Genomic DNA, 13,502 nt, shown 5'->3' on the forward strand with positions numbered 1-13,502 from the left:
AGTGCCAGATACCGACGCCCGTCCCGCCATAGGTATTGTTGGAAGCTGCCCCGCAGTTGGTGCCCGAGCAATCGGCGCTCAGCGCCGCAAGACCGCTGGCGATGCTGCTTGCGCTCGAGCTGCCCAGGCTGGAACTGCTGCCCGCGCTGGAAGTGCTGCTGCTCGCGCCAGCGCTGGTGGCGGTGCTGCTCGCCGCGCTGCTGCGGCTGGATGCTGCGCCGCTGGTATCCGAAATGCTCGAACCGTCGCTTCCCCCTCCGCCACCGCCGCCACAGGCAATGAGTGCACACGACACTGCCACCACAGCCAGACGGCCCAGCCACGCCCTGCCCTGATTCATACACGCTTTCTTCGCCACACCGTCCGCACGCACGGCGAACGGGCCTGTTGGGGATTGCCGGCCATACACGGGCCTGGCCGGCGACACTGCGCGGGACTCCATCGCGCAGTGGGCGAGCGTATATCAGATATGTCCTATCGTGCAGGACGACGCCATACGGTCGATAAAGAAATACCGACGGACGGACGATTTTTCATGCAGCAGGCATCACATCAGTGTGCGCCGGCTTTGGAGAACGCGTTCAACACGACGACGCCGGCCACGATCAAGCAGATTCCGACGATGGCCGCCGCGTCGAGCCGCTGTCCATACAACCACCACCCCGCCAGCGAGATGAGCGCGACTCCTACGCCCGACCATACGGCGTACGCCACCCCGACCGGCATGGTCCGCAGGGTCAGCGACAGGAAGTAAAAGGCGTGCCGTAGCCCACCACGACGACGAGCGACGGAACGAGTTTCGAGAAGCCTTCCGAGGCCTTGAGTGCCGAGGTGCCGATCACTTCGCTGAGGATGGCGACGGACAGGAACAACCACTGTTGCATGGGAATTCACCAGACAGGTTTGCGGGGGTCGGAATCGACTGACACCGACCCCGTGATTAGCGCCTGTCTATCCCGAGCACTCCTCGGCTCGGCGTGCAGGCGCCGGCCGCGTCCGGCCTGTCGCGCGCGCCAGCATGGCCCGCAAGGATGGCAGCCACCTTGTCATGAGCGTAATGCGGGAGGGCGGCGCCACCAGCACGATATCCGCCCCTTGCGCCCCCGCTTCGACACGCAGCCAGCCGCCTTCGCGGGATTCGAACGCAGCGCCGGTTTCAACGCGACGGCGCGTCGACAGGCCGGCGCCGTCCAGCCACCGCGTGCCGGCGTCGACGACGATGCTCGCGCTTTCTGCCACGATCAGCGCACCCGCCTCGACAGACAGTACGCAACTGCCCCCGGTTGCAATGCGGACACGTCGGGGCAAGGGGTATGAACTCATGATCCGCTCCTTTGGGAATCTGCCGCCACAAAGGCGCGGCGGGCAGATACAGCCTAAGGATCGATCGGACCGACCAACAGACACACAGAAGCCATTTGTAGGGCACATCAGACGCCGCCCGGCCAATCTGTTATGGTGCATTTCCATGGAATCTGTATCTGTATCGGTCGGCCCGCCGACGCGATCATCACAGCATGGACACGCCCCTCTACCTTCAGCTCGCCAGCCATTACCGTAGCGCCATCGAGGCCGGCACCCTCACGCCGGGCTGCCGCATGCCTTCGGTGCGTACACTCACGCAACTGCACGCCGTGAGCCTGTCGACGGCGCTGCAAGCCTGTCGCCATCTGGAAGACGCAGGCTGGCTCGAAGCCCGCCCCCGTTCGGGATACTTCGTCCGCCGGCCACGGCGCGTGACGATGGCGCCGCTCGTCGAGCCGGACCCTGCCCGCGCCCCCGACCCTGCGCAGTTCGTGGGCATCCACGACCGCGTTTCGGACTTCATCGCCAAGTGCGAGCTGTATCCGGTCAAGACCAACCTGGCCGTGGCTTTCGGCTCGCCCGACGCCTACCCGACCGACGCATTGCGTACGGCGGCGGCACGCGCGTTGCGCCGCCACCCGGACATCCTGGTCAGCCCGGTGCCTCCGCATGGCGACAAAACCTTCCGCGCCGTGCTGGCCCGGCGCGCGCTGGCCAGCGGTATGCAGCTCTCACCAGACGATGTGCTCGTCACCCACGGCTGCACCGAAGCCATCAACCTGGCGCTTCGCGCGGTGACCCAGCCGGGCGACACCGTCGCGGTCGAATCGCCCACGTACTATGGGCTGCTGCAGATTCTGGAAAGCCTCGGCCTGCGCAGTATTGAAATCCCGACCAGCCCGCAGCACGGCATCTCGGTCGACGCACTGGAACTGGCGTTGCGCACGCAACCGGGCATCCGCGCCGTGGTGGTGATACCGAACTTCCAGAATCCGCTCGGCAGCGTGATGCCGGACGAAGCCAAGGCACGGCTGGCCGCGTTGTGCCACGAACATGACGTTGCGCTGATCGAGGACGACACCTACGGCGCGCTGGCCGATGACGACCGTCCGCTGAAGGCGGTCAAGCATTGGGAGCGCGCAGGCAACGTGATCCACTGCGCCTCGCTTCACAAGATCCTGGCGCCGGGCATGCGACTGGGGTGGGTGAGCGGCGGACGCTGGCACGCGCGCATCCGCATGCTCAAGTACGCGCAAAGCCGCCCCAACGACGCGCTGGGCCAGATCACCGTGGCGGAATTCATGGGCTCGGCCGCCTACGACCGGCATCTGGTCCGCCTGCGCCGCCTGCTGCGCGAGCGGCGACAACGCATGGCCGAATCGATCGCCGAGCACTTCCCCGAAGGCACGCGGCTGGCGATGCCATCGGGCAGCATGTTGCTGTGGGTGCAGTTGCCGGGCACGCGATCGTCGCGCGACATCTTCGAGACGGCACTGAAGGCAGGCGTGCGGATCTCGCCGGGGCTGATGTTCTCGAATTCAGAACGCTATGACCATTTCATCCGCATCAGTTGCGGCGGGCAGTTCAGCGCGCAAACGGATGAAGCGCTGCGCCTGCTTGGACGCATCATGGCCGCGTGATCGATTACGCGGAAACGCCTATCGCCAGCACGGCGCGATAGCCCTGGGCGGGACTACCCGTCACATCCAGCATTTGCGTCACGGCGCCATCGGCGAACGCGAAGTCATCGACGACGCGCCGGACCGATGTGTTCTGCCCATGCGCCGCGTACTGAGGTGAGGCGTATACCGCGCGCGTCGCCTCATCCGGAAAAGCGAGCTGCGAGGTGGCGATGGCCCGCCCGCGCAGATCATCGTGCAGATACACCTGCACATGCACGTGCGTGACCCGCCCGGGATACCAACCGGGATAGATCGTGTCGAAACGCACGCCTCCCGCCGCGTCGCTGACTTGCACGCCACGCAGGAACGTCTGCCGCGCAACCGACACATCGCCTCGCCCTTCGTAGCCGGAATACGCACCCTCGCGGTCGCAATGCCACACGTACACCGCGGCCCCCGCAATCGGCGCGCACCCTCGCGTGACATCCAGCAGGCTCAAATGCAGCGCTAGAGGAACGCCGCTGCGCCCTTCAGTGATGTCCCGCCTGACGATTGCCCGATTGGACAGTGCTTCCAGCAAGGGAAACGGGCCGGCGGTTTCCTGTGCGATCAACACGCACCCTACCGACGGCGACGATGTCGCGGCCCTTGCCCTTGCAGATGGCAGAACCCCCGCCACGCTTAACGCGCCGAGCCTTACCAACGCTTCGCGGCGGCGGGGGTCGAGCGTATCGGCGAAATCTTCTGAGCGATCCATGATTGCCTCCACGAGAGCGCTGGTTTCGTGCAGGCATCGCGTCGGCTCACAGGTTCCACCGGTACGGGTTTGTCTGTAGCCGATGCGCGCCCCGCTGGATGCTAGCGTAGCGAGCACACGCAGCAATGAGGGTGTCCGTCGCGTTATGCGGACGCCATGACAGAGCGCGAAAAGCGCCACGAAGCACCAGTGTTTGGCTGTTCAATCCCTGCAGGAGAGAGAAATGTCGGCACCGCTTTTGGTAGCGTTCGCCAGCTCTGTGCTGGCGGTTCTTTATGGGCTATTGCTCAGTCGCTGGATTCTGGGGCTGCCTGCCGGCAGCCCACGCATGAGGGAAATCGCCGCCGCCATCCAGATGGGTGCCGCGGCCTACCTCAATCGGCAGTACATCACCATCGCCATCGTCGGCCTCGTCCTGCTCATCATCATCGGCGTGGCCATCGACTGGCCGACGGCGGCGGGCTTCGCGCTCGGAGCTGTGTTGTCGGGCGGCGCCGGATACATCGGCATGAACGTATCGGTGCTTGCCAATGTGCGTACCACCGAAGCCGCCAAGAAAGGACTCAACGAAGCCCTGACCGTCGCTTTCCGTGGCGGCGCCATCACCGGCATGCTGGTCGCCGGCCTGGCGCTGCTGGGCGTCACGGGTTACTACTTCGTGCTGTCATCGAACGCAGCGCCCGGCACGCCAGTGGCGACGGTACTCAAGCCGCTGATCGGGCTGGCTTTCGGCTCGTCGCTGATTTCGATCTTTGCGCGGCTGGGCGGTGGCATCTTCACCAAAGGCGCGGATGTCGGCGCCGACCTTGTCGGCAAGGTGGAAGCCGGCATCCCCGAGGATGACCCGCGCAACCCGGCGGTAATCGCCGACAACGTGGGCGATAACGTGGGCGATTGCGCGGGCATGGCGGCGGATCTGTTCGAGACCTATGCCGTGACGCTGATCGCAACGATGCTGCTCGGCGCCCTCACGCTGACCTCCGACCCGCAGGTCGGCGTGGTCTACCCGCTCACGTTGGGCGGCGTGGCGATCATCGCGTCGATCGTCGGCGCGTTCTTCGTGCGCATCGTGCCGGGCAAAAAGATCATGGCGGCGCTCTACCGGGGGCTGATCGTGGCAAGCCTCATCGCGCTCGTGGCCTTCTACTTCGTGACCAATTGGCTGGTGCCGGACGATGTGCTCAACAGGGAGCTCGGCATCCAGGGCGGCGCCGTCATCCGGGTGTTTGGGGCCAGCGTGGTGGGCCTGCTGCTCACCGGGTTGCTGGTATGGATTACCGAGTACTACACGGGCACCGACTATGCGCCGGTGCGACAAGTCGCCGCAGCGTCCGAAACCGGCCATGCCACCAACATCATCGCCGGCCTGGGCATTTCGATGAAGGCCACGGCCGGCCCGGTGATCTGCGTATGCATTGCGATCTGGGTCGCCCACGCGCTTGCTGGCCTCTACGGTATCGCGATCGCTGCGATGGCGATGCTGTCGATGACGGGCATCATCGTCGCACTCGACGCCTACGGCCCCATCACAGACAATGCCGGCGGCATTGCCGAGATGGCCGAGCTGCCGGAGTCCGTCCGCGCCGTCACCGATCCGCTCGACGCCGTCGGCAACACCACCAAGGCGGTGACCAAGGGCTACGCCATCGGCTCGGCCGGGCTGGCGGCACTGGTGCTGTTTGCCGACTACACGCACGCGCTGACCGCCAGCGGTCGGCAATTGTCATTCGATCTATCGAATCACCTCGTCATCATCGGCCTGATCATCGGCGGGCTGGTGCCCTACCTGTTCGGCGCCATGGCGATGGAAGCGGTCGGCCGCGCAGCGGGTTCGGTGGTGGTGGAAGTGCGCCGCCAGTTCCGCGAGATACCCGGCATCATGGAAGGCACGGCGCGGCCGGAGTATTCGCGTGCGGTGGACATGCTCACGCGGGCGGCCATCCACGAAATGATGATTCCGTCGTTGCTGCCGGTACTGCTGCCGATCATCGTCGGCTTCGCACTCGGGCCGCAGGCATTGGGCGGCGTGCTGATGGGCACCATCGTCACCGGGCTGTTCGTGGCGCTGTCGATGACGGCCGGCGGCGGCGCGTGGGACAACGCCAAGAAGCACATCGAAGACGGCCACCACGGCGGCAAGGGGTCAGAGGCCCACAAGGCGGCCGTCACCGGCGATACCGTGGGCGATCCCTACAAGGACACCGCCGGCCCGGCCGTGAATCCGCTCATCAAGATCATCAACCTGGTGGCCTTGTTGATCGTGCCGCTGATCTGAGCGTCACCGCGAGGTGGCGGCAACGGCGGGCATCGGATGCTGTCGCGCACACAGCATGAACACATCGATGTTCGCCAATGACGGCAGATCGCCATCGATGACATGCAAATGCGCCGGCAATCCGACTGGCGTTCGCGCCGTCAGCCCAAGCCCGGCGCCCACTGCCGCCCACACGCTGGCAAGACTCGGGCTCGTAAACGTCGGGCGTCACGGCCGCCCGCTTCGTCAAGCACCGCAACGGCGGCGGTACGCATCACGCATGGCGGGTCATACACAACGAGCGGTAGTGGTGCGTCATGTCGACAACCATGCCCTGCGCAGGGCCGATCCGGGCGGGGCGCCGGGCTTGCGGCCGGAAGACGGGATGATCGTGATATCGACCGCCCCGACAGACGAGTGGTCGTTCGGATGCGGTGTGGCGGGCATCACCGGCGTACGTACCCAGGCATGAAGCGGGCGGGGCCCCCGCCCGTTTCGCTCACTTGCCCATCAATTGACGTTGCAGCTCGTCGGTCGCTTTGTCTTCCGGCGACTGACTGGCATCACCCGCAGACTTGGATGAGCTGCTGTCCGGTTGACCACCTAATTCTTGCTGCAACTGATCGGGATTCTGTGTGTCGTCGGACGGAGGAATGATGATCTGGACCTTGTCCAGGTCGACCTTCGGTTGCGTGCCCAGACCGATGTGCACCAACTGCGGAAAGGCGATCACCAGGCCGACCATGACAATCTGGATTAGCACGAACGGCACCGCGCCCCAGTAGATCTCGGTGGTCTTGACGGCCTTGGGCGCTACCGAGCGCAGGTAGAACAGCGCAAAGCCGAATGGCGGATGCATGAATGAGGTCTGCATGTTCACCGCCAGCAACACGCCGAACCAGATCAGATCGATGCCGAGCTTTTCCGCCACCGGTGCGAGCAGTGGCACCACGATGAACGACAGTTCGAAGAAGTCGAGGAAGAACGCCAGCACGAAAACCAGGATGTTCACCACGATCAGGAACCCGATCACGCCGCCGGGCATGTTGATCAGCAGGTGTTCGACCCAGACGTGGCCGTTGACGCCATAGAAGGTGAGACTGAACACGCGTGAGCCGACCAGGATCAGCACGACGAACGTGGTCAGCTTGGCGGTCGACTCCATCGCCTGACGTAGCAGGCTCCAGCTCAAGCGCTTGCGCGCCAGCGCCATGATGAGCGCCCCCGTGGCGCCCATCGCACCGCCCTCGGTCGGCGTCGCCACGCCGAGGAAGATCGTGCCGAGCACAAGGAAGATCAGCGCCAAGGGCGGGATCAGCACAAAGGTCACGCGCTGCGCCATCTGCGACAGGAATGGGAGCTTGAGCCATTTGCTGATGCACGCAGCAATGAAGGCGAACGCCACGCCCACGCAGGTGCTCACCACGATCAGCTCGTCGGTCGGCTCTTCAGCAGGACGCTGCTGCGCGAACACCACCGCCACGATGACCGACAGGATCGCCAATACCGCCACCGAACGGAGTCCGCTGCTGCCATCGGGTTCGCGGATCGTGCGCGCTTCAGGCGGCAGCGCGGGAGCGGACTGCGGGCGGAACAACGTGACGCCGATGACATAGATGACGTAAAGGCCGGTGAGTACGAAGCCCGGGATGAATGCGCCCTTGTACATGTCGCCCACCGAACGACCCAATTGGTCGGCCATGACGATCAGCACCAGCGATGGCGGAATGATCTGCGCCAGCGTGCCGGATGCAGCGATCACTCCGCTCGCCAGCCGACGGTCGTAACCGTAGCGCAACATGATGGGCAGCGAGATCAACCCCATCGAGATGACCGATGCCGCCACCACGCCGGTAGTGGCGGCCAGCATCGCCCCGACGAAGATGACTGCGAACGCCAACCCGCCGCGCACCGGGCCAAAGAGCTGGCCGACGGTTTCGAGCAGGTCTTCGGCCATGCCGCTGCGTTCGAGTATCAGTCCCATGAAAGTGAAGAACGGGATCGCCAGCAGCGTGTCGTTGCTCATCACGCCCCAGATGCGATCCGGCATGGCCTGGAACAGTTGCGGCGGCAGCAGGCCGAGTTCGATGCCGATAAAGCCGAACACGACGCCGCACGCCGCCAGCGAAAACGCCACCGGGTAGCCGAGCAGCAGAAAGACCACCATGGCGGCAAACATGATCGGCGCCATGTTCGCGGAGATGAACTCAATCATGTCGCGCGCCTCCCTTGGCTTCCTGCATGCGGCGGATGTCTTCGGCAAGAAGCTCTTCGGCGCTGGCCTCATCGGCGGCGTCGAGCTTGAGGCGGCCCGTCAGGAAGGCAACGCGCTTGATCAGTTCCGAGATGCCTTGCAACGCAAGCAGCGTGAAGCCGACCGGCACCAGGAGGCGGGCCGGCCACAGGATCAGACCACCCGCGCTAGGCGAAATCTCGCCGGATGTGTAGGCCGTCATGAAGACGCCCCACGACAGCCAGATGACCATCACCGAGATCGGCAGCAGAAAGAAGAGGGTGCCGAGAATGTCGATCCACGCATGCACGCGTGAGCTGAAGCGCGACACCAGTACGTCGATGCGTACGTGGGCGTTCTTAAGGAGCGCGTAACCCGCGCCGAGCAAGAAGACCGCAGAGAAGAGATACCATTGGATTTCGAGGAAGGCGTTCGAACTGACGTCGAATGCCTTTCGGACAGTGGCATTGATCGCGCTGATCAATGTCACCGCAAGGATCAGCCAGATCGTGGCCTGCCCCACTTTTTCGTTCAGCGCGTCTATCCATCTGGATAGGCGTATCAGCGCATCCATGCGGCTGCTCCTCTCTGAGTGGCGTGGGCCGCTTGCCGATTGCATACGGCCTTTGTTGTAGTTGCGCGATTATTTTGCGCCGCACCGCACGCTAATATAGGGGGAAACCAGATCAATGCCCGAGTAGCCTGTCGGGCAGCGACAACCCCCTTTTTGGTGCATACATACCGATAGCATTCATGATCACTCGCATCTGCCTCGTCCGCCATGGCGAAACCGACTGGAACGTCGCCCGCCGCCTGCAAGGTTTCACCGATATTCCGCTCAATGCCGAAGGGTTGCGGCAAGCGCATGCCGCTGCGACCCACCTCACACAAGAGGGCTTCGACGCCATCTACAGTTCCGACCTGCAACGCGCATTGGCCACGGCACAGATCATCGGCCGCCAGATCGATGTACCCGTCGAACTCGACGAGCATCTGCGGGAACGGAATTTCGGCCAGCTCCAGGGACTGACACCCGACGAGGCTGCCGAGCGCTTTCCCGACATCCAACCGCGCGTCCGGGCCCGCGAACTCGAAGCCACGCCGCCTGACGGCGAAAGCCTTGCTGTCTTCGCCGAGCGCGTGCACAAAGGCCTGGACGGCATCGCCCGTCGCCACCCCGGTCAAACGGTACTGGCCGTCGCGCACGGTGGCGTGCTCGACATTGCCTATCGCATCGCCACCGGCATGCCGCTGTCGGCCCCGCGCGACTTCGCGCTGGGCAACGCCACGCTCAACTGGATTTCATGGGACGGTGCCAACTGGGCGATGCTCGCGTGGGACCAGCGCGCGCATCTCGACCGCAATCTCGACGAACTGCCACTGTGATCTGACGAGACGACCGCTGCGTAACGCACGTGACCTGCAGAGACGAACGCCGATGCGTTTGCCTGCTTCCGTTTGATGCGGGCGCCCCGATCGAGGCGCACCCGCCAGTGCGCATCATGGCGGACATGGCCTTGATTCGTATAGAATTTCGGCCCGAACCGTTGCCGCATGCGCAGCCAGTCCGGCGGACGGGGTATCATTCGCCTTTGGCCGCCCCCTCAATCAGGAAAACCATGTTTTCAAAGCAAAAAACCCTTGCCCAAGTCGACCAGGAACTGTGGTCTGCCATCCAATCGGAAAACAAGCGTCAGGAAGACCACATCGAACTGATCGCCTCCGAGAACTACGTCAGCCCGGCAGTCATGGAAGCCCAAGGCTCGCAGTTGACCAACAAGTACGCGGAAGGTTATCCGGGCAAGCGTTATTACGGCGGTTGCGAATACGTCGACATTGTCGAACAACTGGCCATCGACCGCCTGAAGAAGCTCTTCGGCGCGGACGCCGCCAACGTGCAGCCGAACTCCGGTTCGCAAGCCAACCAGGCCGTACTGATGGCCTTCGCCAAGCCGGGCGACACCGTCATGGGCATGAGCCTGGCCGAAGGCGGCCACCTCACCCACGGCATGCCGCTGAACATGTCGGGCAAGTGGTTCAACGTAGTGGCTTACGGTCTGAACGCGCAGGAAGAGATCGACTACGACGCGATGGAGCGCCTGGCACACGAACACAAGCCGCGCATCATCATCGCTGGCGCCTCGGCCTACTCCCTGCGCATCGATTTTGAGCGCTTCGCCAAGGTGGCAAAGGACGTTGGCGCGATCTTCTGGGTCGACATGGCCCACTACGCCGGCCTGATCGCCGCAGGTTTCTACCCGAATCCCGTACCGCACGCCGACGTCGTCACCTCGACCACGCACAAGACACTGCGCGGCCCGCGCGGCGGCATCATCCTGATGAAGGCGGAACACGAAAAGGCCATCAATTCGGCCATTTTCCCGGGTCTGCAAGGCGGCCCGCTGGAACACGTGATCGCAGCCAAGGCTGTGGCCTTCAAGGAAGCGGCCACGCCGGAGTTCCGCACCTACCAGGAACAAGTCATCGCCAACGCCCGCGTCATGGCGCGCGTGCTGGGCGAACAACGCGGCCTGCGCATTGTGTCCGGCCGCACTGAAAGCCATGTGTTCCTGGTCGATCTGCGCAACAAGAAGATCACCGGCAAGGAAGCCGAAGCCGTCCTCGGCCAGGCCCACATCACGGTCAACAAGAACGCCATTCCGAACGACCCGGAAAAGCCCTTCGTGACTTCTGGCATCCGTCTGGGCAGCCCCGCGATGACCACGCGTGGCTTCACCGAGATCGAAGCCGAACGTGTCGCGCACCTGATCGCCGACGTACTCGACGCCCCGCACGATGCGGCCGTGATCGAACGCGTGCGCAATGAGGTATCCGCGCTGTGCAAGAAGTTCCCGGTCTACGGCTGATCCCATGAGCCACCTGTCCAACGCGTTTCAAACGTTTCTGTCTGAAGCGCCGGCGCACGCCGCAGCATGGCATGCGGCGGTCAAAGGGTTGGATGACGCCAGCGCGTTGGACAAAAAGACTGAAGAACTGGCTTATCTCGCGGTCCTGGCTGCGTTGGGACGCACATCGGGTGTGCCGTTTCATGTGGCGTCGGCGCAAGCCCATGGCGCATCGCGCGAGGAGATCATCAGCGCAGTCTTGCTTGGACTGCCTGCTGCAGGAAGCATCGTCACGCAATCGCTGCCCGTTGCCGTGGCGACCTACGATGAGGCGGCCAGCGCGGCAGCCAATAACGCCGACAAGGTCGGCGGGCAAGAATAAGGCGCTCGCCGTGTATCTGATGCACGGCAATCAGGAACCGTTCAAGAACACGTCTGTTTTTGAACGGTTTTTCTTTTCTGGCGGATAGAATGAAGACTACTGCCTACTTTTCCCTCCGATCATGAAATGCCCGTTCTGTGGCACCCCTTCGACCCAGGTCACTGACACGCGCGAGAACGACGAAGGCGACATCATTCGCCGTCGCCGCCGTTGCGGTGAATGCGACAAGCGCTTCACGACGTACGAGCGCATCGAGCTGCGCATGCCGCAGATCGTCAAGCGCAATGGCAGCCGCGCCGAATACGATCGCGAAAAACTCTTCGCCAGCATGAAGCTCGCGCTGCGCAAGCGCCCCGTCACTGCCGAGAGTGTCGAAGCCGCCATCGAGCGGATCGAAAGCCGGCTGCTGTCCATGGGTGAGCGCGAAATCCCGTCGGAAAAGGTCGGCGAACAGGTCATGCGCGAGCTCAAGCGGCTCGACAAGATCGCCTATATCCGCTTCGCATCGGTGTATCGCAACTTTGAAGACGCTGAAGAGTTCTCCGAAGTGATCCGCGAAGTCTCTACCAAGGCGCGCGCCAAGCAACGCATTTCGTAGCCGCGCTGCGCGGCTATCGTTCCGAAACCTGACGCCGTGCCGCACTCCCGTGGCACCGGAGAGCTTCCATGTCGTCGCATGCTTTCTTCATGGCGCGCGCCCTGCAACTTGCCGAGCGCGGGCTCTACACCACCACGCCCAATCCACGTGTCGGCTGTGTCATCGTCAATGACGCCGGGCACGTCGTCGGCGAGGGCTGGCATGAACGCGCTGGCGAGGCGCACGCGGAAGTCCACGCCCTGCGCACTGCGGGAGAGGCCGCGCGCGGCGCCACCGCCTACGTCACGCTGGAGCCCTGCTCCCACTTCGGGCGCACGCCGCCCTGCTCCGATGCATTGATTGCCGCCGGCGTACGCCGGGTAGTCGCCGCCATGCAGGACCCGAACCCCCTGGTCGCGGGACGAGGACTCGCGCGTCTGCGCGATGCCGGTATCGCAGTGGAGGTCGGCGTCATGAGTGAAGCCGCCGCCCGCCTGAATGAGGGCTTCATCTCGCGTGTCACGCGCGGACGCCCCTGGCTGCGGCTCAAACTTGCCGCAACCCTCGACGGCAAAACCGCGCTCAACAACGGTCAGAGCCAATGGATCACGGGCGAGGCCGCACGTGCTGACGGGCATCACTGGCGCGCACGTTCCTGCGCGGTGCTGACGGGCATCGGCACGGTGCTCGCGGACAACCCGAAGCTCAACGTCCGGTCTGTCGAGACGCTACGGCAACCCATGAAGATCGTCATCGATCGTCAGTTGGAAACCCCCATTGATGCGGCCGTGCTGGATGGTGCGCCAACCTTGATCGTCACGGCGCAGGATGACCATCGTCGTTGGGTTCCGTTCGAGGCGCGCGGAGTGGAAGTCATCGCCCTGCCGAACGCGGATGGCCGCGTCGATCTTGCCGCATTGATGCAGGAGTTGGGCAAGCGGGGACTGAATGAAGTCCTCACCGAGGCAGGCGCCCGGCTCAACGGGGCTCTCGTGGCGGCCGGACTGGCGGACGCCGCAGTGATCTATCTTGCGCCGAGTTTTTTTGGTGACGCCGCGCGCGGCCTGTTGGCCCTGCCTGAAATGACGGATCTCACGCAGCGGCGTGCTGTGCACATTGACGATTGCTCGCGGGTGGGTCAGGACCTACGACTTTTGGTGCGCTTCGAGCGGGGTTAGGGACCCAGAAACAGAAGAAAGGCGCGCATGGCGACCGCGAAGCGGTGGCTGGAGCGCGACAGCGCGCGAGATGCGATTGGTGGTGGCTGCGCTCTGGCGCGGGATCGGGTGTGCCATTTCGGCCCGACGTTCTGGCGGAAGTCAGGACGCGGCGTTGCCGTCAGCGGTGCGGGCTGAGCGAGGGCTTGGAGCCGGGGGTTTGGCCAGGCGGGTCGCTCGCGCCACAACGACGAGCGCGCCCGCAATCACGCCAGCAACCGCAAACCGGCCGATCCAAAGACAAAGCCCCGATCAGCGGTGTCGCTGTCGGGGCTTTGCGGTATAGGTAGTCTGACGATGACCTACTTT

The 13,502-nt window shown here is 64.1% G+C and carries 13 protein-coding genes and 1 pseudogene; 8 read left to right on the forward strand and 6 right to left on the reverse strand.

The window, feature by feature from the left end:
• The 3 genes and pseudogenes from ACDA63_RS19715 to ACDA63_RS19725 all read right to left on the reverse strand — a co-directional run.
• The coding region (locus tag ACDA63_RS19715; RefSeq protein WP_373665012.1) for a hypothetical protein at positions 1-340 on the reverse strand (340 nt) is incomplete at its 3' end.
• Between the two features lie 212 nt (positions 341-552).
• Positions 553-884: pseudogene (locus ACDA63_RS19720) on the reverse strand (multidrug efflux SMR transporter).
• Positions 885-951: 67 nt separating this feature from the next.
• Positions 952-1,323 (reverse strand): hypothetical protein, encoded by a 372-nt coding sequence (locus tag ACDA63_RS19725; RefSeq protein ID WP_373665013.1) that lies wholly within the window; start codon positions 1,321-1,323, stop codon positions 952-954.
• A gap of 194 nt (positions 1,324-1,517) precedes the next feature.
• On the opposite strand from ACDA63_RS19725, the gene ACDA63_RS19730 reads away from it, so the two are divergent.
• A complete protein-coding gene (locus tag ACDA63_RS19730) occupies positions 1,518-2,945 on the forward strand; it encodes a PLP-dependent aminotransferase family protein (RefSeq protein WP_373665014.1) in 1,428 nt (475 codons plus the stop codon).
• Positions 2,946-2,949: 4 nt separating this feature from the next.
• Here ACDA63_RS19730 and ACDA63_RS19735 read toward each other — a convergent pair whose 3' ends face one another.
• Positions 2,950-3,684 (reverse strand): hypothetical protein, encoded by a 735-nt coding sequence (locus ACDA63_RS19735; protein WP_373665015.1) that lies wholly within the window; start codon positions 3,682-3,684, stop codon positions 2,950-2,952.
• 223 nt (positions 3,685-3,907) lie between these two features.
• Here ACDA63_RS19735 and ACDA63_RS19740 point away from each other — a divergent pair, with 223 nt between their 5' ends.
• Positions 3,908-5,959: a sodium-translocating pyrophosphatase gene (locus tag ACDA63_RS19740; RefSeq protein ID WP_373665016.1), complete on the forward strand. Its 2,052-nt coding sequence runs from the start codon at positions 3,908-3,910 to the stop codon at positions 5,957-5,959.
• A gap of 259 nt (positions 5,960-6,218) precedes the next feature.
• Positions 6,219-6,410, forward strand: a complete 192-nt coding sequence (locus tag ACDA63_RS19745) for a hypothetical protein (RefSeq protein WP_373665017.1) — start codon at positions 6,219-6,221, stop codon at positions 6,408-6,410.
• Between the two features lie 27 nt (positions 6,411-6,437).
• Here the strand turns inward: ACDA63_RS19745 and ACDA63_RS19750 are convergent, their stop codons facing one another.
• Both ACDA63_RS19750 and ACDA63_RS19755 read right to left on the reverse strand, forming a co-directional pair.
• Positions 6,438-8,153, reverse strand: coding sequence for a TRAP transporter large permease subunit (locus ACDA63_RS19750; protein WP_373665018.1), 1,716 nt, complete (start codon positions 8,151-8,153; stop codon positions 6,438-6,440).
• The gene (locus ACDA63_RS19755; protein WP_373665019.1) at positions 8,146-8,745 is read right to left on the reverse strand and encodes a TRAP transporter small permease subunit; all 600 of its coding nucleotides are present in this window, start codon (positions 8,743-8,745) and stop codon (positions 8,146-8,148) included. Before ACDA63_RS19755 ends, ACDA63_RS19750 begins: the two co-directional genes overlap by 8 nt.
• Before the next feature lie 179 nt (positions 8,746-8,924).
• On the opposite strand from ACDA63_RS19755, the gene ACDA63_RS19760 reads away from it, so the two are divergent.
• From ACDA63_RS19760 to ribD, 5 genes are all read left to right on the forward strand, one after another.
• Positions 8,925-9,557: a histidine phosphatase family protein gene (locus tag ACDA63_RS19760; RefSeq protein ID WP_373665020.1), complete on the forward strand. Its 633-nt coding sequence runs from the start codon at positions 8,925-8,927 to the stop codon at positions 9,555-9,557.
• A gap of 233 nt (positions 9,558-9,790) precedes the next feature.
• Positions 9,791-11,038: a serine hydroxymethyltransferase gene (glyA, locus tag ACDA63_RS19765; RefSeq protein WP_373665021.1), complete on the forward strand. Its 1,248-nt coding sequence runs from the start codon at positions 9,791-9,793 to the stop codon at positions 11,036-11,038.
• Positions 11,039-11,042: 4 nt separating this feature from the next.
• Positions 11,043-11,399, forward strand: a complete 357-nt coding sequence (locus ACDA63_RS19770) for a carboxymuconolactone decarboxylase family protein (protein WP_373665022.1) — start codon at positions 11,043-11,045, stop codon at positions 11,397-11,399.
• Positions 11,400-11,520: 121 nt separating this feature from the next.
• The gene (gene nrdR, locus ACDA63_RS19775; protein WP_373665023.1) at positions 11,521-11,997 is read left to right on the forward strand and encodes a transcriptional regulator NrdR; all 477 of its coding nucleotides are present in this window, start codon (positions 11,521-11,523) and stop codon (positions 11,995-11,997) included.
• Between the two features lie 68 nt (positions 11,998-12,065).
• Entirely contained in the window at positions 12,066-13,154 is a 1,089-nt protein-coding gene (gene ribD / locus ACDA63_RS19780; RefSeq protein ID WP_373665024.1) for a bifunctional diaminohydroxyphosphoribosylaminopyrimidine deaminase/5-amino-6-(5-phosphoribosylamino)uracil reductase RibD, read from the forward strand.
• Positions 13,155-13,502 lie beyond the last annotated feature (348 nt).

It is taken from the genome of Uliginosibacterium sp. sgz301328, from assembly GCF_041807905.1.
Lineage (GTDB): Bacteria > Pseudomonadota > Gammaproteobacteria > Burkholderiales > Rhodocyclaceae > JBGVSA01.